We start from the raw sequence: 21,615 nt of genomic DNA, 5'->3' as shown, positions 1-21,615 counted from the left end.
GCGACCGACACGGCTGACGCGACCGACGAAGGGCCGCCGCACCCTGTGGTGCGGCGGCCCTTCGGTCATCCGGGGGTCCCGTCGTCTGGCCGGGAGCGGTCTCGGTCAGCGCAGGCGGCGGCGTGGCATGAAGGTGAACACCGCTCCGCCCAGCAGTATCGTCGTGCCCGCGAGGAGGCCGAGGGCCCGCAGCAGGCCGTTGTCGTCGGAGCCCGTGTCCGCGAGGCCGCCGCCCGAGGACGACGAGCCCGAGCCCGACGTGCCGGAACCGGAACCGGAACCGGAACCGGAACCGGAACCGGAGCCGGAACCCGAGCCACCCGCGGCTCCGCCCGGCTGGGATGTGGTGTCCAGGGTCAGGGAGACCTGGCTCTTGGCCGGTGTGCAGGTCGTCGTCGTGCCGAGGGCCTTCACTGTGAGGACGCCCGGCGAGAGCGTCGACTCGCCGTCCGCGCCCGGCTTGTACGTGCCCGTCAGATCAGGGACGTCGATCGGATCGCCGGACTTGATCGGCTCCGCATTGGTCGGACCCTCCACATGCACCGTGCCCTTGTCCGCGCCGCCCAGTACGACCTCCATCGACGGCTTCACGGAGTCCTTCGGAATGTCCGCGGGGCTGTCCATGACCGACTTCTTGAACTGGACCGTGAGGTCGAAACTCCCGCCGTCCTTCTTGGCGTTGATCTGCACGGGAGAGGTCGCGTTCTTGTCGCCGATCGGCGTCTTGCACTCGTACGGGACCTCGACTTCCTTGCCCGTGAAATCGGTCTGTCCGCCACCGGAGCCGCCGGAGTCCGACGATCCTCCGCCGCCCCCGGCGTTTCCGCCCGTCGCGCTCTGGGACGGCGAGGAGGGCGGCGCCGTCCCGGTCGGCACCTCCGTCGGCACCCCTGTGGGCACCCCTGTCGGCAGCCCGCCCGTCGTGCCCCCGGAGTCTCCCCCGCTCACCTTGATCGTCGCCGCCGGCTTCACCGTCTCCTTCGGCGAGCACTTGGTGTCCGCGGACACCGGCTTGCTGACGTTGACGTTGTACGCGTCCGGGGTCAGCGTGACCTCGCCGGCCGCCGTCAGCTTCAGCTTGCCCTTCATGGCGGACAGCTTCATGTCGCTGTTCTTCGGGATGGCGGGGTTCTCCCGCGGGCCCCGCATGGCGATGTCCCCGGTCTGCGCGCCGGCCGCCTTGAGCGTCCCGGTCGGCTGGACCGTGTCCTTCTCCAGGTCGATGATGTCGGGGTTCTTGGCGGCGGCCTGGACGAACTTCCAGGTGATCTCCACCTCGTCCCCGACCTTCGCCTCGGCGGGCGCGCTGATCTCCACCTTCGTCGTGCCCTGCACCGGGTCCATCCCCGAGATCGGGGGCGGTATGCACTCGGTCCGGTACGCCACCTCGGCCGCCTGCGCGGGCGCCGCGGCCACGCCGAGCAGGATGCCCGCACCGCCGAGCATCAGCGCGACTCCGGCCGCGCTCGCTCTACGGCCGCGGGCGTCCTCCGGCCGGACTCTCCGTTGCGTGCTCACGTGGTTCCCTTCCTGCTCGGAGTCGTCGGACTGTTCTCTTGCGGTGCGGAGAGCTGACCGGCCTCGGTGCCCGGATCGGTGTCCGGGGTGAACCAGGGCAAGTTCGGGGCCGTACGGGAACGCGTACGGGTACTACTGCTACTGCTGCTGGAGTCGGAGCCGGCGTCAGCGCCCGTCGAGGGAAGGCTCAGCCTCGGCAGCCGCACGGTGACCTCGGGCAGCCGCAGACTCCGGCGCCGGCCGGCGTGCCCGCCACGCCCCGTCCGCCCGCCGCTCCTTCGGGCCCGCCCGGACGACCTGCGCGGCCGGACGCGGTCCACCAGGGCCATCCCGATCCGGAACACCGCGGCCGGTACGACGACGCAGAGCAGGATCCAGAAGAGCGTCACGCCCCAGGGGCGCCCCACGCCCCACGGCTGTTCGGCGAGCACCTTGCCGCCGAACTTCAGCGAGACCGTGTAGTCGCCGTGCGCGCCGGCCGACAGCTCGACCGGCAGTTTGATCCGCGCCTTCCTGCCGGGCTCGATGGTGCCGCGCCACTGCTGTTCCTCCCACTGCGGGGCGAACACGCCGTGGGAGGTGCCGATGCGGAAGACGGGGTCCTTGACGGCGGTGGAGCCGACATTGCCGACGGTGAAGACGAAATCGCGGGACGGCGGCGCGCCGAACCAGGTCAGCAGGCCACTCGACCCGTCGAGCCGCGTGTCGGTGAGCACCGAGAGCCGCCCGCTCGTGTCCTCCTTCGGCAGTGGCTCGACCTCGTGTCCGGCGACCAGGAACGCGGCGTCCGCCGCCGCCTTCGCCCCGGTCGCGGTCGCGACGTGCACGACGCACGGGCACGGCTCGGGCGGCTCGGTGACGGGCAGCTTCTTGCTGAACGCGCCCTTCGCGTCGGTGGTGACGGTCCGGCCGTCCGCGTTGGCGCACGAGTTGGTGCCGCCGATCACGCCCCGGTCGGTCGAGGACTGACCGCAGATCAGCATCATCAGCAGCGTGTCCGGCCGCCATCCGGTGCCGTTCACGGTGATCGAGCCACCCGTCCCCGCCTGCGACTTGGACAACTTGACGGCCGGCTTCTCCGCCGCGACCGCCGGTCCGCCGGCCAGGACCAGGGCCAGGGCCAGGGCCAGGGGCAGCAGGAGCGACGCGAGGACCGCCGCCAACGCCGGAATCCGCACCGTGCCGCTCACGCTCACGTCACCGCTCCCGTCAACTCGACTTCCGTACGGCCGCTCCCACCGGACTCGCCGGACTCGCAGCGCTCGCCGGGCTCACCGGGCTTCTCCCCGGCGCGCCTTCGGCGTCGTACGAGCCCATAGGCGCCACCCGCACACAGCGCGAGCCCGCCCGCCGCCGCCCCTGCGACCGCCCTCCACGGCACGAACCGTGCCGACGTGCCCGCCTCGTCGTGCGCCCCGCCCGCAGCACTGACCGTGAGCCGCACATCGACCGAGTCGAGCGCCGGCCGGTCGGGCCAGGGTTCGCTGAGGGTGACGCGGCGGCCGGGGAGCAGTTCGAGGGGCAGGGTGCGCGGGGCGCGGTCGAGCACCTCGCCGAACAGTCCGTCGGCGCGCACGGCGAGCTTCGGCTCGAGCACGGTGGTGCCGCGGTTGACCAGGTCGTACGAGATTCGGCCGTCCCGCAGGGCCACGTGCTCGACCGTGAGCGCGGACAGGGTCGGGCCGCCGACCCGCAGTTGGACGCGTACGGCTGCGGACCGGTCGCCGCCGCTCGCGACGATCGCGCCGGGGTGGTCGCCGGGAGTGGCCCCCTCGGGGACGCTCACGGTGAACGGGACGTCAGCGCGGGTGCGCGCGGGCACTTGCACCGTCCGCTCGGCGAAAGTGATCCAGGCACCGGTGTCCGTCGCCCTCGCCCGCAGCGCGAAACCGCCGCCCTTCCCGCTGTTGTCGGCGTCCGCGCCACGCAGCCGTACGGTCAGCGGCTTCCCGCCCGGGTTGATCACCGACACCGTGTCCTGCAGGACCGAGCCGGGCAGTCCCTCCGCGTAGAAGTACGGCCGCCCCTCCTGGGCCGGCCGGCCTTCGCCACCCGTGGACGGCACGACGGACCATCTGTCGTCGGCCACGGCGGTCGGCGCGACGCCGAGCACGACAACGGCCGCTGCGGCTGCGGCTGTGACTGTGGCTGTGGCTGCGAGACGAAGGACACGGGCGGCGGACGGCACGGACGTCACGGGCGGCTCCTGATGCGCGTGCGGAAAGGGCGAGTCAGCGCGCCGCCTGATGCCTCCGGGTCAGCCACAACACCCCGGCCACGCCCGCGAGCAGCACCGTGCCGCCGAGAGTGCCGAGGGCGATCGCCGAGTCCTCGGGGCCGGTCTGCGGCAACTCCTCACCGCCGGCGGGCGTGCCGCCCTGCGTGCCGCTTTCGGTGGAGCCCGATGAACCGCCTCCGCCGGCGGCCGTCACGTCGAGGCTCAGGGCGGGCCCCGGGTTGTTGCCGGGCGTGCAGGTGGTCGTCGTACCGAGCGCCTTGATGGTGAGCACGCCCGGCGTGAAGGTGACCTTGCCGGTCTTCGACGGCGTGTACGTGCCGCTCAGGTCGCTGATTTTGATGGGGGTGTTGGCAGGGATGGCCGCGTCGTTGGCCGGTCCCTTCACCGTGAGCGTGCCGCTCTCGGCGCCGCCGAGCTTGATGGTGGCGCTCGGGCTCATCGAACCCTTGCCCAGCTCCACCGGGCTGGACGAGACGCCCTTCTGCCAGGACATGGTGATCTTGTAGCCGCTGCCGCTCTTGGCGCTCTTGATGTCGATGGGCGAGACGGCGGACTTGTCACCGATCGGCGTCTTGCAGTTGTACTTGACGTCCACGACGTCGGCCTGGGCTGCGGGGGCGGCCATCAGCACCGCCGAGCCGGCCAGGGCCGCGGCGAACGCGAGCGCGGCGGTTCGTTTCTGGTACGTCCGGTATGACACGGTCCCCTCATTCCTGACGGCACATCAGATCGGCCGTCAAGGTACGCCCGGGGCCTTGTAGAGGGAAGACAAAGGACGCGCCGGATCCTGATCGGTCCGACGCGTAGAAAGCGCACACGAAGAAGGTTTGAAACCGGCGGCGCCCTGTCCCTGTGCGGCTGCGCCGCGCGATGAGGAACGGTTGCTTTCCGCCTATGCGGGCGCGCCGAGCTCCGCCCACACCGTCTTGCCGGCGACCCCGGGGTCCCGGAAAACCCCCCAGTCCAGGCACAACCGCTGCACGATGAACATCCCGTGACCGCCGGGACGGCCGGCGCGATGCGGGGTGCGCGGGGCGGGCTGGCCGGTGCCCCGGTCGGAGACCTCGACGCGGAGGACCTTGTTGTCGCAGGCGATCCACAGCTCGTCCGGGCCCTCGGCGTGCAGGCAGGCGTTGGTGACGAGTTCGGAGACGACCAGCAGTACATCCTCGGCGGCGGCCCGCCGGTCGGCGGTCGCGGCGGGCAGCCAGCCCCACGCGTACAGCGCCTCGCGGGCGAAGTCGCGGGCGAGTGGGACGACACCGCTCGCGCCGACGAGACTCAGCCGACGGGCCTGGCGGGCGGCAGCGTGCGCGGACCCGCCGTCTCGGGCCACCCCGCAAGCCCCGTCGGCGCCCGACTCCGGGCCGCGGTCGCCCGGCGAGTAAGGCCGGGTGGTGCTCATCAGCGCTTCACCTCACCGATTCACCAGTTCAAGGTTCAGGACGTTCAGAAAGCTCAGGACACTCGGGATCCGGGACTGCCGCGCGCTTGCCGTTCGGTCTGTTGACATATTCAGGATGTCTCCTGCCCGAGCGAACCGTCAGAACACCCACTTATTCGGCACGGTCGCTGTGACGCTGGTAACGCCTCGGTCACGCAGAGACAACCGAGCCATAACTCTGCACGATGACCTCGGTCACCTAGTCGGCCAGGGCCGCTTCGAGCGTGTCGTGCACGGTGAAAACCGCGTCTGCCCCGGTGATCTCGAAGACCCTGGCGACCACCGGCAGCATCCCGGCCAGATGAACTCCGCCACCCGCGGCCTCGGCTTTCAGCCGGGCGCCGAGCAGAACGTTCAGGCCGGTGGAGTCGCAGAACTCCAGCCGTGAACAGTCCACGACGAGGCGCGCGAACCCGCGGTCGAGGCAACCCTCGAGCGGTTCGCGCAACAGATCGGCCGTATGGTGATCCAACTCACCCACCGGGATCACGACGGCACTGATGCCCTCTTCCCGCACCTCGACCAGAAGCCGGCCCGACTGTGCGCTGCCGACCGTCCCGCGGTCCATGCCGTCTCTCTCTTCCGACCGTCGTGGCTGTTGCTTGACGCCCTTGAACACTACGCCTTCTCTACGACCTCAGACACCTGAACAACCGCCCGGAAACGGACATTTCGCTGCTAAGCGCACTTGCGGCGACCTTGCGAAAGCGGGTAGGGCTAGTAGGGACACAAATCGACACGGCCGGCTTTGGAGGCGCCGCACACCGCAGTGCACGTATTGGCATCGGCGGCCATATGCCGAGAACGATGGAGGACATCATGTCACCCCGGCTCGACGCATCGCATACCCCCCGAGCGACGTCGACACCCGCTCCAGAACACGCGCACCTCATCGAGGACGAACTCGACGTGCTCGCCGGACTTCCGGAGATCCCCCCGTACGACGAGGTGGGGCCGGTGGACGCACGGGCCTTGTCCAAAACCCTCTTCGAGCGGCTGGAGTCCCTGGAAGAAGGCACGCACGAGTACTCCTACGTACGCAACACACTCGTCGAACTGAACCTCGCTCTGGTGAAGTTCGCCGCCTCTCGGTTCCGCTCGCGCAGCGAGCCGATGGAGGACATCATCCAGGTCGGCACCATCGGCCTGATCAAGGCGATCGACCGCTTCGAGCTCAGCCGAGGCGTGGAGTTCCCGACCTTCGCGATGCCGACCATCGTCGGTGAGATCAAGCGCTTCTTCCGCGATACCAGTTGGTCGGTGCGCGTCCCGCGCAGACTCCAGGAACTCCGGCTCGACCTGGCGAAGGCCGGCGACGAACTCGCGCAGCAGCTGGACCGCGCTCCGACAGTGGGAGAGCTGGCGGAACGTCTGGGTCTCTCGAACGACGAGGTCGTCGAAGGCATGGCCGCGTCCAACGCGTACACGGCTTCCTCGCTGGACGCCCAGCCCGAGGAGGACGACTCCGAGGGCGCCCTGGCCGACCGCATCGGCTACGAGGACCACGGTCTTGAGGGCATCGAGTACGTCGAGTCGTTGAAGCCCCTGATCGCGGACCTCCCGTCCCGTGACCGGAAGATCCTGTCCCTTCGCTTCGTCGCCAACATGACCCAGTCGGAGATAGGTGACGAGCTGGGGATCTCGCAGATGCACGTATCGCGTCTGTTGTCGCGAACACTGGTGCGGTTGCGCAAGGGTCTGACTGTCGAAGAGTGATCCCGAAGTTCTGGTACCGGGAATTGTCGATGGCGCTCGTCCAAGGTCCTGCCGAGCAGGACTCGACGAGCGCCATCTCTGTTTTCCCCAACCCCGCCGCTTCCCGAAACAGAGGGCTGCGCCCCCCCTGGCCCCCCGGTGGGGTGCACCGTGTCAACCCGGCTTGTGTTGCTGGTGATTACCGGGAGAAACCCCTACCCCCACTGGTCTCCTTCCACCACTATGGGCAACCCCCTCAACGTGGGCGCAAGGAGGCGCGGGGATGGCTCGGGCGGAGTGGAGCGATGAGGACGACCCGGGAGCAGGGCCGCACGCGACGGCGCCCGACGCACGGCTCACCACCCTGATACGCGCCGACACCTCCACCGCGTACCCGGCACTGCGCGAACTACGCCGGCGCCACCGACCCTCCGTCCTGGCGTACGCGCGGCTGTGCGCCGTGGACGAGCCCGCCGCACATCGGCTCACGGCCCAGGCGTTCGCCCTCGCGGCCCGCGAGACGGCGCGGGGCGTCGAACCGCGCGGCCCCTGGCGGCACCAACTCCTCCTGATCGTCACGCGCGTGGCCGCAGCATGGGCCACGGACGACCGGGGCCACCGACTCGACCCGGGCCTGCTCGCCCGCCTGCGCGAAACGGACGCCGACAGCCCCGTACCGCCGATGCTCGCCGCTTTCCACAGCCTCCCGACCCGCGTTCAGGGCATCGTCTGGTACGGCGTCGTGGACGAGGAACCCGACGCCGGGGCGGCCGTCTTCCTCGGGTTCACATCCCAAGACGTGGAGTACGGCAAGGAGTCGGCGTTCCAGACGCTGCGTCAGGCCTGTCTGCGGGTACGGCTGACCCGTTCCGGCGATCCGCGGTGCCAGGACTTCCGCCGGCTGATCGAAGAGGCCGTACGCCCCGAACATCCCCGCTACGGGATGGACCTGGACGCCCACATGGCGGTCTGCTCCGCCTGCGCCACCGCGTACGAGGAGCAGTGCGCCCTGCGGGACACTCCGCGCACCGCCCTGGCCGACGGACTGCTGATCTGGGGCGGCGCCGCCTACGTCACGGGCGGAGCCGTCACACCACGGCCCGCTTCACGGAGATCCCGGACCGCCGTGGCCGCGGCGGCGGCCACGGCGACCACGGCGACCACGGCGACCTGGTGGCCCTCACGGCGCTTCGCCCTCGCCTCCGCCGCCCTGGGCGTCGCGGTGGCACCACTCCTGGTGTACCTGCTGTCGTCGAGCGATGCGGACCCGCGGCGCGCCGCCAACTCCTTACCCACGCCGACGCGGCCCCCCGCGGTGACGGTGACCGCGACGGTCTCGGCGACATCGTCCCCGTCACCTTCCCCGTCCCCCACCCGCACCACCAAGTCGCCGAAGCCGACGACGACTTCGAAGCCTTCGAAGCCCGCCGCGAGCCCACGCCCGTCGCCCCCGGCCGAGAAGCTCCCGCAGGCCCATCCGCCCAACAGCCGCTACGCCCAGGTCGTGAACGCCGACTCCGGACTGTGCCTGGACATCCACGACGGCGACTTCCGGCTCGGCACCGACGTCGTGATGGCCCGCTGCGAGGCGTCCCGAACCCAGATGTGGCGGGTCGACACCGAGCGCGACGTCCTCCAGTCGTACGCCGACCCTGACTACTGCCTGGACAGCCGCGGTGCCACGGACCGAGGCGTCGGCATCTGGGAGTGCCGGTCGGTCGACGGCCACAACGGCAGGAACCTCCGGTTCACCGTGGACGGCAGCGGCGCGCTCCGCCCCGCCATCGCCCCGGACCACGCGGTCACCCCGTTCGGCGACCATCTCGCCCTGTCCCCGGCACAGGGGCGCGACGACCAGCGGTGGAAGGCGGGCGCGAGGCCCGCCTGACACGAGTGGTTCAGCGCTCCGGAATTCGGCGTTCCGGATTCAGCGTTCCGGATTCAGCGTTCCGGGTGCAGAGGCGTTATCAGCTCGATGAGTTCCATGTCCACCTGGGTGAGATCTTTGTCCAGGGCGTCGAGGATCCTGCGTTGCTCCTCGACCGCCGTCTGGTCCCCCTGCAGTTCCACTATGTTGCGCGCTCCGGTGAGCAGGGTAGTGAGCCGTGACTCCAGTTGATGGTCGATGACGTCGGGGAGGTCCTGGATGTGCGACGTGTACTGATCGGCGTACGCCTGCGCGATCTCGGCCCGCTCCTCCGCCACGGCGTCGGCGAACATCTGGACCGCGTTGTCCCGGAGCCGCCTGCGGGCGATGACCTTCGCCGTCGCCACGATGCTTCCGGCGGTGAGGCCGATGGGCACCAGGACCCAGCCGAGCAGGCCGCTTGCCGCGAGACCCGCGATCGCCGCGCCGCCCACTCCGGTCTGGACGGTGGCCTGGCCGAAGTTCGACCACGACAGCAGGGGTGAGGTCCGCGCCAGTACCCGGTCCGGGACGTGCGCGCTCATCGAACGCAGCCAGCGGCGCAGTTCCTCGTCGGGAATCTCCGTACTGGTGCGTGCGAGCGTCTGCTGCAGGTGTCCGAGGTCGTCGGAGTATGTCCGCAGCATCGGCATGAGGAGGTCGATCAGCTGTTGCTGGCGAGCGTCGAGATACGCGGCGAGATCGGTCGACGCGAAGTCCAGGATCGACTTCTGCAGGGTGATCTCAAGACGTCCCTTGATCGTGTCGATGGCGTCCTCCCAGCGCCGGGACGCCTTGAACGAGGCGAGCCGTACCTTGAGGGGCTCACGCATGTCCCGACCCCAGGACGGGATGTCCTCCGCGACCCTCGTGAGGTGGCCTTCCATCGCGCGTCGGATGCCTTCCGAGGTGTCGGCACACCATTGCTCGACAACCTGACGGATCTGGTCACGCGATTGCAGAAGGGTCTGCTCGAGGCCGCGCTGGGCGTTCAGGTCCTTGGCGAGCTGGTCCACATCCCGTGCGAGCAGCGCGCGCCGTTCGCTGATGCTGTCGCGCAGCAGAACGATCTCGCGGCGCAGGAAGTCGGCCGGCTTGAGCAGTTTCACGCGGGCCCGCTCCGTGCGGCAGAAGGCGAGCAGCGCCTCGCGCAGGGCGTCCACGCCGTCCGCGGACTCGTCGACGCGGTCCGCGCCGCCCAGGCGATCCAGATAGTCGGCCGCGCTGACGAAGAAGAGCCGCTCGTCGACGTTGGACGTGTGCTCGGACGCGATCTGGCGGCAGCGGCGCCTGACGTCGTCGCGGTCCGAGTTCTTGCGGATGATGTCCATCTGGTTGACGACGAAGAAGAGGTCCTCGAACCCCATCCGTTTCATCAGCGTCAGGTAGTGGGACTGCTCACGGTCCTTGAAGCTGCCCCGTGCGAGGGTGACGAAGATGACGGCGTCGGCCTGCGGGAGGAAGTGGAGGGTCACCCGTTCGCGGGCGGGGTTCTCGTTCGTACCGGCCGAGTCGATGAGCTCCACGCCGTCCGCGAGCATCGGCAGCGGCGCACGGAGTTCTCCCATGACATACGGGCTGTCCCGCAGGATGTCGTCGGCGTCGAACTGAAGCTCCACGGCCTCCCGGAACTCGTTGATGCCGACGGTCTCCGGCCTGATCCGGTGGGGATACTCCAAGTCCCGGAAGAGGAAGGCCTGTTCCCTCTCTCCGTGGGTGAGCACGGTGGTGAACGCCGTGGTCGGATTCTCCTTCGTGGGCAGCAGCTCCCGCTTTATCAGAGCGTTGATGAGGGTGCTTTTGCCGCTGCTGAAATCACCGAACACCATGATGCGGAACGAGGAGTGCAGCAGGGCCTTCGACGTCGAGTCGAGACGGTCGGTGATCTCCGGGTCGAGGGCATCGCCCAGATGCGCGCGCAGTGCTGATTCGACCCGTCCGACCTTGTGGAAGAAGGAGGCGAGACGGTCACGCCGGTTCACCCACGTCGTCTGCGGTTCCATCGCTGCCGGGCGCGCTTGCTCGTCTGTTGGGGACATCTGTTCTCCGCGGGAAGTTGGGAGCGGGAGAGGTTGGGAGGGGGAACGGGAGAGGTTGCGGGGAGGGGGAACGGGAGAGGTTGAGGGGAGCGGGGGAGGTTGAGGGGAGCGGGAAAAGCGGTCGCGGTGCGAGGCAGGTCGGCGGAGCGGTCAGGAGGCGGACGGTTCCGCTCGTACGATCCGGATCTCCTCGGCCAGTGCGACGGCCTGGCTCCGGATGTTTCGCCACTCGGCGCCCCCGTCCACGGTGAGAGCCGCTTCCTGCCTGTTCCACCAGTCGTCCGAGGACGACTCGAGGAGGTCCGCGCAGCGCCGGTAGACGGTGTCGATCTCGGCGCGGAAGGAGCCGAGGCAGGCGTCGAACGCGTCCTGCACCGCGGCGGGCACATGGGCGATGGCCACATCCCGGCGCGCGGCCACGGACCGGTCGGCGAGTTTCTGCTCGACGAACACGAGCGGGGCGGTCACCACCCGGGCGACCGGCAGGGCGCTGAAGGCGAGGTTCAGGGCCAGATCAAGCACCGCACCCGTTCCTTCGAACAGCAGCCGAAGCCGTGCGTGGGCGCGGGAAGCCGGCGTCAGCCCGTCCGGCGTCGGCGCGTCGACGTCGGCCGCCAGTGCCGCCTCGACGTCCATGTCGTCCAGCAGTGCGAGGTAGGCGTCGACGTCGTGGTCGATGCCGGACTCGATGCCGGACCCACTGCCCGACCCACTGCTCGCCCCACTGCTCGCCCCACTGCCCGACTCGTGTTCCAGCGCTTCGCTCAGGCGGTCGAAGGCCGCCACCACGGCCGCGCGCAGACTGCTGCGGGCCGTGCTCAGCGCGAGGTTCGCGAAGTCCGCGAGCTCCGTGCGCAGCGCGAAGGGGATGTGGCTGTCCCACACGGCCAGAGGGTCCTGGTGCGTGCGTACGGTCTGTTCCAGCAGGGCTACGGCTTTCGTGCGGGCGCGCCGCGCCTCTTCCCTGATCTCTTCGTGGGCGGCTTCGGCGGCGGTGAGCAACTCGTGCCGGGCCGAGGTCCATGCCGCGCTGAACACCAGCCGTTCCCTCTCCAGGGCGTTCTGCCGTGCCGCCCTCTCGGCCTGGGCAAGGCTTTCGTCGGCCAGGCCGTCCAGGGCCATCCTGGAGATCGCGTGCACGGTGTTCTGGAGGCTTTCGGTCAGCCGCTGCATGCGCAGGGGCAGCAGCTGGGCACCGCTGCCCGCGCTCTGCAGCGCCTCACGGATGCCCTGGCGCAGGGCCTGATCCATCCTGGGGTCGCCCGTGCCGGTCGGCGCGGTGAGTACCGCGCAGCCCGGCGCGATGTCTCCGGCGAGCCGCCGAATCCGGCGGAGTACATCCTCCGTCTCCCCCTTGACCTGGTCGGTCATGGTGACCACCACCATCACCGCCTGCACGGCGGAGGAGTCGACCAGGTTCTTGAGGATCGCCTGGTCCGTGCGGGGCAGGGGCTGGGTCGCCGAAGTGACCAGCACGACCACGTCACAGCCCGCGAGGGCGTGGTCGACGACCTGCTGGACGTCCTTGGCCGCGACGGCCCTTCTTCCCTCGAACAACCCGGAGGATCCGAGGCCCGCGAACCTGTCGTCGGCCTCCACGTCGATGCCGGGCATGTCCACGAGTTCGAGATGCTCGTCGACCAGCCAGGAATGGTCGCACGGGACGGTGATCCATGCCGGGCCGACCTGACCGGCGTCGTCGGCCGAACTCGGGCGCAGGAGATGGCATCGCGTGGTGGTCGGCACCTCGCCGGTGTCCAGCATGTCCTGCCCGATCAACTGGTTGATCAGATGCGACTTTCCGACGCAGGTCCGCCCGACGAAGCCGATCCGGCGTGTGGGCTTGGACAGGCGTGTGACGAGCGTGTCGAGTGCGGTCGCCGTGGTGCCGAGCCCCGCCCTCCTGGCCAACGCTGCGACCCGCGCCGCGAGTTCGAGCCATTCCTCACCCGGATCGCCCGACCTGTGCGAAGAACCGGTGTGTGTGCTCACAGACAACCCCCGTTGTACTCACGCCTCTTGCCGTGACGGGCAACGATAGCGAGAACAGTGAGCACCGGGCCAAGTGCACAGCGTGAGGGAATTGTGCTCGGGCTGTTGTTCAGAATTGTTCAGATTGTTCAGGCAGTTGCTCAAGCTTCCCGGACCCCGCGCCGCCACACCCGGCTGACCAGCGGTACGCCGGGGCGGTACGCCAGGTGGACATGGCTCGGGGCGTCGAGGAGCGCCAGGTCGGCGTAGGCACCCGGGGTGAGGCGGCCGATGTCCGTACGGCGGAGCGCTGCCGCGCCGCCGGCTGTCGCCGACCAGAGGGCCTCGTCCGGGGTCATCCTCATGTCCCGCACCGCGAGGGCGATGCAGAACGGGACGGAGGACGTGAAGGACGAGCCCGGGTTGCAGTCGGTGGAGAGGGCGACCGTGGCACCGGCGTCGAGGAGGCGGCGGGCGTCGGGCCACTCGGCGCGGGTGGAGAACTCGGCGCCCGGCAGGAGGGTGGCCACCGTCGAGCTGTTCGCGAGGGCGTCCACGTCGGCGTCCGTGAGGTGGGTGCAGTGGTCGGCGCTCGCCGCGTCGAGTTCGACCGCGAGCCGGACGCCGGGGCCGTACGAGAGCTGGTTGGCGTGGACGCGCGGGTGCAGACCCTTCGCCTTGCCGGCCGTCAGGACCGCGCGGGCCTGGTCGCCGTCGAAGGCGCCCTTCTCGCAGAAGACGTCGATCCAACGGGCGTACGGGGCACAGGCGTCGAGCATCTCGCCGGTGACGAGGGCGACGTACTCCGCGGGGCCGGCGGGGTCGTCGGCGAGGTCGGGGCTGACGATGTGCGCGCCGAGGTAGGTCACCTCGTCGGTGTGGCGGGCGGCGATGCGCAGGGCGCGGGCCTCGTCCTCGACGGTCAGGCCGTAGCCCGACTTCGTCTCCAGCGTGGTGGTGCCCTGGCGGAGGGCCTCGGCGAGGTAGTGCGTGAGGTTCCGCTCCAGTTCCTCGTCCGTCGCGGCGCGGGTCGCGGCGACGGTCGTGCGGATGCCGCCCGCGCTGTAGGCCCGGCCCGACATGCGGGCGTTGAACTCCTGTGTGCGGTCGCCCGCGAAGAGCAGGTGCGAGTGGGAGTCGACGAAGCCAGGGATGACCGCCCGGCCGCCGGCGTCGACCCGGTTGTCAGTGGCGGGTGCTTTGCTTGATTCACCGGTCCACGCGATGCGGTCGCCGTCGATGACGACGGCCGCGTCCTGGATCAGGCCGAGGGGGGATCCGTCACCGAGGGAGGGGTCGTTGGTGACCAGGGCGGCGATGTTGGTGATGACGGTGGTCGTGCTGCTCATGGCGTCCTCGGGGGCGTGGGGTCTGGTGGCGGGCGATGTCAGGCGCGCAGGGCTTCGACGGCGTCCGCGAGCGCTGACGGCACGTCGGGGACGCGCGTGTGCGCCCCGTCGCGTACGACGTGACGGCCGGCCACGACCGTGTGGCGTACGTCCGCGGCTGTCGCGGCGAATACGGCGGTCTCGGCGCCGAGGCGTGGCAGCGGTCCCGCTGTTCTGACCGAGTCGAGGGCGATGGTGGTGAAGTCGGCCAGGGCGCCGGGCTCCAGGATGCCCGCCCGGTCCCAGCCGAGGGCCGCGTGCCCGTCGGCGGTGGCGGCGCGCAGGAGTGCGGCCGCCGTCCAGTGACCGCGGGTGCGGGTGCGCAGGCGCTCGTTCAGCTCCATCGCGCGCGCCTCTTCGAGCAGGTCGATGACGGCGTGGCTGTCGGAGCCGAGGGAGAGCGGCGAGCCGGCTTTCTGCAGGGCGGCGGCGGGCCCGATGCCGTCGGCGAGATCGCGTTCGGTGGTCGGGCACATGCAGGTGCCGGTCGTGGAGCCGCCGAGCAGCGCGATGTCCTCGTCCGTGAGGTGCGTGCTGTGGACGGCCGTGGTGCGCGGGCCGAGCACGCCGTGGTCGGCGAGCAGCCGGGTGGGGGTGCAGCCGTGCGCGGCCCGGCAGGCGTCGTTCTCCGCCGTCTGCTCGGACAGGTGCACATGGAGCGGGGCCCGCCGTTCCTCGGCCCATCGCGCCACCGTCGCCAACTGCCGTGCGGGCACGGCCCGTACGGAGTGGATGGCCGCACCGATCCGCGCGTGATCCCGTTCCTTGAGAACTGAACAGCGTTCCGCCCAGGCCTCCGCCGTGCCGTCACAGAAGCGGAGCTGTTGCTGGTTCGGGGGCTTCCCGGTGTGCTCGTTCACGATGGCGGAGGAGAGGTAGGCGGTGTCGAGGAGCGTGATGCGGATGCCCGCGTCCGCCGCGGCCTCGATCAGCGCCTCGCCCATCGCGTTCGGGTCGGCGTACGGGGTGCCGCCGGGTGCGTGGTGGACGTAGTGGAACTCGCCGACCGCCGTGACACCGGCCAGCGCCATCTCGGCGTACACCGCGCGAGCGAGCGCGTGGTACGTCTCCGGGGTCAGCCGGTCGGCGAAGGAGTACATGACCTCGCGCCACGTCCAGAAGGTCCCGGATCCGACCTGGACGGTGCCGCGCAGGGCGCGGTGGAAGGCGTGGCTGTGGGCGTTGGCGAGGCCGGGGATGGTCAGGCCGCGGAGGACTTCGGCGCCGGGCGGTGGGGTGTCCGCGCCCTTGCGGACGACCGCGATCTTGCCGTCCGCGACCTCGACGGCCACGCCCGGCTCGACGAACGAGTCGAGCCAGGCATGCTCCAGCCAGTACGTCTGCGTCACCTGCGGGTCAGCCCTTCCAGTACGTCGGCGAGTGCGATCACCCCGGCCACGCAGTCGTCCTCGGCGGCGTACTCGGCCGGGGAGTGCGAGACGCCGGTGGGGTTGCGTACGAACAGCATGGCGGTGGGGACCGAGCCGGAGAGGATCCCGGCGTCGTGTCCCGCACCGGTACCCAGGACGGGAACTTCCAAGCGATCGCTCGCGCCTTGCAGGATGCGCGCGATCTCGTCGCGCAGGGCGTGCTCGAACTCGACGACGGGGGTGAACGACTCGCGGACGATGTCGAGTTCGACGCCGTGGGTGTCCGCGTACTCGCGGGCCGCCTTCTCGATGCCGGTGACGACGGTGTCGAGGGTCGCCTGGTCGGCCGCGCGGGAGTCGAGCCAGCCGCGCACGAGGGAGGGGATGGCGTTCACACCGTTCGGCTCGACCGAGATCTTGCCGAAGGTGGCGACGGCGCCCGCGAGATGGGCCTCCCGCCGGGCGGCGAGAACGGTCTCGGCGTACGAGAGCATCGGGTCGCGGCGGTCGACGAGGCGGGTCGTACCGGCGTGGTTGGCCTCGCCCCGGAAGTCGAACCGCCAGCGCCCGTGCGGCCAGATGGCGCTGGCGATACCCACCTGGTCCCCGGAGAGATCGAGCGCACGCCCCTGCTCCACGTGCAGCTCGACGAAGGCCCCGATCCGGGCGAGCCGCTCCGGGTCCGGGCCGATGGCGGTCGGGTCGTACCCAGCCCGCTCCATCGCCTGCGGCAGGCTGATCCCGTCGGCGTCCGTGAGCCGCCGCGCCTGCTCGACGCCGAGCTGTCCGGCACTGAGCCGGGACCCGACACAGGCAAGCCCGAACCGGGCACCTTCCTCGTCCCCGAAGTTGACGATGGCGAGCGGTTTGCCGAACTCGACGCCCCGGCCGCGGAGTTCGTCCAGCGCGGCGAAGGAGGACACGACACCGAGGGGCCCGTCGAAGGCACCTCCGTCGGGAACGGAGTCCAGATGGGACCCGGTGACGACGGCGTCCTGGGCTTCGGGGTCCCCGAGCCAGGCCCACTGATTGCCGTTCCGGTCCACCTCGTAGGCCAGGCCGCGCCCCTCGGCCTGCGCCCGGAACCAGGCCCGGCATTCGACGTCGGCCTCGCTCCAGGCGTACCGGCGATAGCCACCGGAGCCGGCGTTGCGCCCCAGGGGTTCGAGGTCGCGCCACATCTCGTGGAACGAGGCGGACGCGCCGTCGTACCGGCTCACGCCTCGTCACCCTCCCGCATGGGAACCCGCACGCCCCGCTCGTCCGCCACCGACTCCGCGCTCTCGTACCCCGCGTCCACATGACGGATGACGCCCATACCGGGGTCGTTCGTCAGCACACGCCGGATCTTCTCCCCGGCGATCCGCGTACCGTCGGCGACGGTGACCTGACCGGCGTGGATGGAGCGGCCCATGCCCACACCGCCGCCGTGGTGGAGGGAGACCCAGGAGGCACCGGAGGCCACGTTCACCATGGCGTTCAGCAGGGGCCAGTCGGCGATCGCGTCGGAGCCGTCCAGCATGGACTCGGTCTCGCGGTACGGGGAGGCCACGGAGCCGCAGTCGAGGTGGTCGCGGCCGATCGCCAGCGGGGCCTGCAACTCCCCGCTCGCCACCATGTCGTTGAAGCGCTCGCCCGCCCGGTCCCGCTCGCCGTAGCCCAGCCAGCAGATGCGCGCCGGGAGGCCCTGGAAGTGGACCCTCTCACGGGCCATCCTGATCCAGCGGTGCAGGGACTCGTTCTCCGGGAAGAGGTCGAGGATCGCCTTGTCCGTCTTGGCGATGTCCGAGGCCTCGCCGGAGAGCGCCGCCCACCGGAAGGGGCCCTTGCCCTCACAGAACAGCGGCCGGATGTACGCGGGCACGAAGCCGGGGAAGGCGAACGCCCGGCCGTACCCGGCGAGCTGGGCCTCACCCCGGATGGAGTTGCCGTAGTCGAAGACCTCGGCACCGGCGTCCATGAAGCCGACCATGGCTTCCACATGCCGGGCCATGGACTCACGGGCGAGGGTGGTGAATCCCGCCGGGTCCTTCGCCGCACGGGAGGCCATGTCGTCGAAGTCCACGCCGAGCGGCAGGTAGGACAGCGGGTCGTGCGCCGAGGTCTGGTCGGTCACGATGTCGACGGGGGCGCCCTCGGCGAGCATGCGCGGCAGCAGCTCCGCCGCGTTGCCGAGCAGGCCGATCGACAGTGGCCGGCGGGCGTCGCGCGCCTCGACCGCCAGCTGGAGTGCGTGCTCCAGGGAGTCGGCCCGCACGTCCAGATACCGGTGCTCGATGCGCCGCTCGATCGCGCGCGGATCGCAGTCGATACAGATCGCGACGCCGTCGTTCATGGTGACGGCGAGCGGCTGGGCGCCGCCCATGCCGCCCAGCCCGGCGGTGAGGGTGATCGTCCCCGCGAGCGAACCACCGAACCGCTTCGCGGCCACCGCGGCGAACGTCTCGTACGTGCCCTGCAGGATGCCTTGCGTACCGATGTAGATCCATGAACCGGCAGTCATCTGGCCGTACATGGTGAGTCCCAGCTGCTCCAGGCGCCGGAACTCCTCCCAGTTCGCCCAGTCGCCCACCAGGTTCGAGTTGGCGATGAGCACGCGCGGGGCCCACTCGTGGGTCTGCATGACGCCGACGGGGCGGCCGGACTGGACGAGCATCGTCTCGTCCTGCTTCAGGGTCCGCAGCGTACGGACCATCGCGTCGAAGGAGCGCCAGTCGCGGGCTGCCTTGCCGGTGCCGCCGTAGACGACGAGCTGGTCGGGGTGCTCGGCGACCTCGGGGTCGAGGTTGTTCTGGAGCATCCGCAGGGCGGCCTCCTGCTGCCATCCCAGGGCACTCAGTTCCGTACCGCGCGGGGCTCGTACGGGGCGGGGTCCTGACATGGTCTGCCTCCTAGCGGACGTGAACGCTCCAATGTTGGAGTAGCTATTCACATCCTGACTTCATGAATAGAGCTAGTCAATACGTTCGTACGTCGGCACGGGCGGGCCGCGGGTGTTTGGCTGGATGTATGGCGGCACACACAGGGGACACGGGCTCCACAGGCGAGACGACGGACGCGGCGACAGACGCCCCGACGGACGGGGGCGCGCGGCGGGACGAGGCCGTCCGCGCGGCCGTGGAACAGGGGCTCGTCGGCCCCGCCACCCCCATCATCGGACTCCTCGACGTCACCGGCATCCGCGCCGCGGCGGCGGCGCTGCACGCGGCCTTCGACGCGGTGGCCGCACCGGGCACACCGGTCCTGCACGCGTTCGCGGTGAAGGCGACTCCGCTCGTGCCGGTACTGCGGCTGCTGCACAAGGAGGGCATCGGCGCGGAGGTGGCGAGCCCCGGCGAGCTGGCCCTCGCCCGTGCGGCCGGGGTGCCGCCGTCCCGGACGGTCCTCGACTCCCCCGCCAAGACCCCGGCAGAGCTGCGCGAGGCGCTCGCCCTGGGCATCGCGGTCAACGCCGACAACCCGCAGGAACTGGCCCGCATCGACGCACTGGTCCAGTCGGCGGCCACCCGCTCCCCCCTGGGCCTGCGGGTGAACCCACAGGTCGGCGGGGGTTCCATCGAAGCGCTGTCCACGGCGACGGCGACCTCGAAGTTCGGGGTCGCGCTGCGGGACGAGGGGGCGCGCGAGTGGGTCGTACGGGCTTATCTGGACCGGCCGTGGCTGACCCGGCTGCACGCGCACTCCGGTTCACAGGGAATGCCGCTGGAGCTGATGGCGCGCGGGGTGGCGGAGACCTACGGCCTCGCCGAGGAGATCAACGCGCGCGCCGGGCGACGGCAGATCGACACCATCGACATCGGCGGCGGGCTGCCGGTGAACTTCACCGCGGACGCCCAGACCCCGACGTTCGGGGAGTACGCGCGGCTGCTGGCATCGAGCGTGCCGGGGTTGTTCGACGGGCGGTACGGGCTGGTCACGGAGTTCGGGCGGTCGCTGCTCGCCAAGCACGGGGTGGTGCTGGCACGGGTCGAGTACGCGAAGACGGCCGGCGGGCGAGCGATCGCGGTGACGCACGCGGGGGTGCAGGTGGCGGCGCGCACGGTGTACGCGCCGGCGTCATGGCCGCTGCGGGTGGGCGCATACGACGCGAAGGGACGCCCCAAGGCAGGGCCCGACGTGGTGCAGGACGTGGCGGGGCCGGCGTGCTTCGCGGGTGACCTGCTGGCCGAGGGGCGTTCGCTGCCGCTGCTCGAACAGGGCGACTACGCGGCCGTGCTGGACACGGGGGCTTACTACTTCGCGCACCACTACGCGTACAACTCGCTGGCGCGGCCGGGGATTTACGGGTTCGGGCCGGATGCGGAAGGCGGGGTGCGGTTCGCGACCGTACGGACGCCGCAGACGCTGGAGGAGATCGTGGCGGAGTCGGGCGGCCGCCATGCGGAGGGCTTGGCGGGGCTGTAGCACAAGGACTCCGACGGCCCGCGCGCCCGGCGTGCGCACCCACAGACGCGCCCGGCGCGCAGCGGAGTGCGGTGCTTCAACTCGTTCGCGCGCCGTTGCCGCATTGACGCGGTGGTGCCGACAGTCCGATACGTCGCTCGGAGCCATCCGCTCACGTCAGACCGCCAATGGCGCGCCAGGCGTCAAATCGCCCTGGAAGAAGGTCAGTCAACCCACCTTAGTCAGCGCGGGCATGTTCCACCGGAAAATGCCGTAACTCTCACCTCCCACGCACACGTTGCGTAGCTTCGTCGTCACTCAGCCGTACCCGAGGCGGGAGGGGAGCCACGGTGCCCGGAATCGACGAGTGTCTGGTGGAAGCCATGAGGCTGCCCGGTGCCCTGGGCGCCGCGGTGGTCGACTGGACCAGCGGCCTGGCGCTGGGCACGGTCGGTGAGGCGCCGGGCGGTGACCACGAGACGACCGCGGCGGAGGCGGCGGAGCTGGCGCGGCTCGCGGCGGAGCACGGGGCGTTCGCGCCGGAGAAGGGCCCGGACCAGGAGGGGCAGGACCCGCCCGTCGAGGACCTGATCGTCAGCAACCGGGACACGTACCACGTCCTGCGGTTCGTGGCGACGACCTTCGACAGCAGTGTCTTCCTGCATCTGTGGCTAGCCCGCGCCGACGGCAACCTCGCGCTGGCCCGAATACGGCTCGGCGAGATGGCCGGACGGCTGGTGCTGGGATGACCGTGGTCGACACGCCTCCGCCCCGCCTGCCCGTACGACAGACGCAGACGCCGGCCGAACCCGGCGTATCCCCGGCGGCCGGCCCCGGCGTCTCCCCGATGCTGCACCGGCTCGCCGCCGAGCGCGCCACCGGCGTACTGCTGCGCGAGCACGGCACGCTCTACCTCTCCGACGGCCAGGTCACGCACGCCGAGAGCGCCGAGACCCCGGGCCTCGACGTGCTGCTCGCCACCGGCGGCGCCCTGGACGCCGAGTCCTGGCGGGAGGCGATCGCGCGGGCCGGGGCGCGGCGTCAGGTCGGGCGGTTCCTCGTCGACAGCGGCCGGGTCGCCGAGGGCGCGCTGGAGTTGTGCCATGTGGCGGCCCTGTTCGACGCGGCGTACTTCGTGCTCGGGCCGTCCGGCGCCCCGGCGCGCTTCCGGTACGGTGCCGCGCACTGGCTCGGACCGGTGCGCCCGGTGCCGGTGGCAGCGCTGGAGCGGGAGAGCCTGCGCCGCCGCGAGTTGCTGCACCGCATCTGGCCCGCACCGGCGACGGACACCGCCCCGCTGATCAGGGCCGACCGCGCCGCCGAGCCCCCGGTCCCGTCCCGCCAGGAAGCGGTACTCGACCAGGTGAACGGGGTCCGCACGGCCGCGGACATCTCGCTCGCCCTGGGCCGCCCGGCGTTCCACACCCTGGTCGATCTGCGCAGGCTTGCCGCGGCCGGCATCGTCACGACGGCCGCCCCTCAGTCCCTCCGGGCACCCCAGGCGCCCGGGGCAGCGGGCCCCGCCGCGGCAGACGCGGCGCCCGAGCCGCCGCCCCCGCACCACGACCCTGTGTCCGCCCTGCTCACCCAGCCCTCCGCCGACCCCGACGTCGCCCTGCTGCGCCGGCTCCGAGACGCCCTGGAGGCCCTGTGACCAGCGGC

General features: G+C 70.8%; 17 protein-coding genes. 5 read left to right on the top strand and 12 right to left on the bottom strand.

All coding sequences use genetic code 11. The features are described 5' to 3' along the window. Positions 1 to 105 precede the first annotated feature (105 nt). The 6 genes from FGD71_RS47495 to FGD71_RS24965 all read right to left on the bottom strand — a co-directional run bounded on the left by FGD71_RS47495 (position 106) and on the right by FGD71_RS24965 (position 5,769). Positions 106 to 1,446, bottom strand: a complete 1,341-nt coding sequence (locus FGD71_RS47495; RefSeq protein WP_181359267.1) for a hypothetical protein — start codon at positions 1,444 to 1,446, stop codon at positions 106 to 108. 68 nt (positions 1,447 to 1,514) lie between these two features. Further along, the gene (locus tag FGD71_RS24985) at positions 1,515 to 2,708 is read right to left on the bottom strand and encodes a hypothetical protein (RefSeq protein ID WP_181359266.1); all 1,194 of its coding nucleotides are present in this window, start codon (positions 2,706 to 2,708) and stop codon (positions 1,515 to 1,517) included. A 2-nt stretch (positions 2,709 to 2,710) separates the two neighbouring features. Next, complete coding sequence (locus tag FGD71_RS24980; RefSeq protein WP_119102760.1) at positions 2,711 to 3,706, bottom strand: COG1470 family protein; 996 nt, start codon at positions 3,704 to 3,706, stop codon at positions 2,711 to 2,713. 43 nt (positions 3,707 to 3,749) lie between these two features. Beyond that, on the bottom strand, positions 3,750 to 4,457 hold the full coding sequence (locus tag FGD71_RS24975) for an LPXTG cell wall anchor domain-containing protein (RefSeq protein ID WP_119102755.1): 708 nt from the start codon (positions 4,455 to 4,457) through the stop codon (positions 3,750 to 3,752). Positions 4,458 to 4,649: 192 nt separating this feature from the next. After that, a complete protein-coding gene (locus tag FGD71_RS24970; RefSeq protein WP_119102754.1) occupies positions 4,650 to 5,162 on the bottom strand; it encodes an ATP-binding protein in 513 nt (170 codons plus the stop codon). 238 nt (positions 5,163 to 5,400) lie between these two features. Beyond that, positions 5,401 to 5,769, bottom strand: coding sequence for an STAS domain-containing protein (locus FGD71_RS24965; RefSeq protein ID WP_119102753.1), 369 nt, complete (start codon positions 5,767 to 5,769; stop codon positions 5,401 to 5,403). Between the two features lie 251 nt (positions 5,770 to 6,020). On the opposite strand from FGD71_RS24965, the gene FGD71_RS24960 reads away from it, so the two are divergent. Next, a complete protein-coding gene (locus FGD71_RS24960) occupies positions 6,021 to 6,917 on the top strand; it encodes an RNA polymerase sigma factor SigF (RefSeq protein WP_119102759.1) in 897 nt (298 codons plus the stop codon). 262 nt (positions 6,918 to 7,179) lie between these two features. Beyond that, positions 7,180 to 8,784 (top strand): RICIN domain-containing protein, encoded by a 1,605-nt coding sequence (locus FGD71_RS24955; RefSeq protein WP_119102752.1) that lies wholly within the window; start codon positions 7,180 to 7,182, stop codon positions 8,782 to 8,784. 53 nt (positions 8,785 to 8,837) lie between these two features. On the opposite strand, the gene FGD71_RS24950 is transcribed toward FGD71_RS24955, so the two are convergent. The 6 genes from FGD71_RS24950 to hutU form a co-directional block, all read right to left on the bottom strand. Then, positions 8,838 to 10,841 carry a dynamin family protein gene (locus FGD71_RS24950; RefSeq protein ID WP_119102751.1) on the bottom strand — a complete coding sequence of 668 codons (2,004 nt, stop codon included), beginning with the start codon at positions 10,839 to 10,841 and terminating at the stop codon, positions 8,838 to 8,840. 150 nt (positions 10,842 to 10,991) lie between these two features. After that, positions 10,992 to 12,833, bottom strand: a complete 1,842-nt coding sequence (locus FGD71_RS24945) for a GTPase (RefSeq protein ID WP_162931216.1) — start codon at positions 12,831 to 12,833, stop codon at positions 10,992 to 10,994. Positions 12,834 to 12,973: 140 nt separating this feature from the next. Continuing rightward, complete coding sequence (hutI, locus tag FGD71_RS24940) at positions 12,974 to 14,161, bottom strand: imidazolonepropionase (protein WP_119102749.1); 1,188 nt, start codon at positions 14,159 to 14,161, stop codon at positions 12,974 to 12,976. Positions 14,162 to 14,199: 38 nt separating this feature from the next. Next, positions 14,200 to 15,549 carry a formimidoylglutamate deiminase gene (locus tag FGD71_RS24935; RefSeq protein ID WP_119102748.1) on the bottom strand — a complete coding sequence of 450 codons (1,350 nt, stop codon included), beginning with the start codon at positions 15,547 to 15,549 and terminating at the stop codon, positions 14,200 to 14,202. After that, positions 15,546 to 16,751, bottom strand: a complete 1,206-nt coding sequence (locus tag FGD71_RS24930) for an allantoate amidohydrolase (protein ID WP_119102758.1) — start codon at positions 16,749 to 16,751, stop codon at positions 15,546 to 15,548. The genes FGD71_RS24935 and FGD71_RS24930 overlap by 4 nt, the downstream gene beginning before the upstream one ends. A 35-nt stretch (positions 16,752 to 16,786) precedes the next feature. Next, the gene (gene hutU / locus FGD71_RS24925) at positions 16,787 to 18,451 is read right to left on the bottom strand and encodes a urocanate hydratase (protein WP_119102747.1); all 1,665 of its coding nucleotides are present in this window, start codon (positions 18,449 to 18,451) and stop codon (positions 16,787 to 16,789) included. Positions 18,452 to 18,579: 128 nt separating this feature from the next. On the opposite strand from hutU, the gene FGD71_RS24920 reads away from it, so the two are divergent. The 3 genes from FGD71_RS24920 to FGD71_RS24910 all read left to right on the top strand — a co-directional run bounded on the left by FGD71_RS24920 (position 18,580) and on the right by FGD71_RS24910 (position 21,607). Further along, positions 18,580 to 19,974, top strand: a complete 1,395-nt coding sequence (locus FGD71_RS24920) for a type III PLP-dependent enzyme domain-containing protein (RefSeq protein WP_240436750.1) — start codon at positions 18,580 to 18,582, stop codon at positions 19,972 to 19,974. Between the two features lie 329 nt (positions 19,975 to 20,303). Beyond that, positions 20,304 to 20,702: a hypothetical protein gene (locus FGD71_RS24915; RefSeq protein WP_119102745.1), complete on the top strand. Its 399-nt coding sequence runs from the start codon at positions 20,304 to 20,306 to the stop codon at positions 20,700 to 20,702. Then, positions 20,699 to 21,607, top strand: coding sequence for a hypothetical protein (locus FGD71_RS24910; RefSeq protein ID WP_119102744.1), 909 nt, complete (start codon positions 20,699 to 20,701; stop codon positions 21,605 to 21,607). Before FGD71_RS24915 ends, FGD71_RS24910 begins: the two co-directional genes overlap by 4 nt. The last annotated feature ends 8 nt before the right edge of the window (positions 21,608 to 21,615 follow it).

Source organism: Streptomyces sporangiiformans, assembly GCF_005768555.2.
Taxonomy (GTDB): domain Bacteria; phylum Actinomycetota; class Actinomycetes; order Streptomycetales; family Streptomycetaceae; genus Streptomyces; species Streptomyces sporangiiformans.
This window is presented reverse-complemented; position numbering and strand designations above follow the sequence as displayed.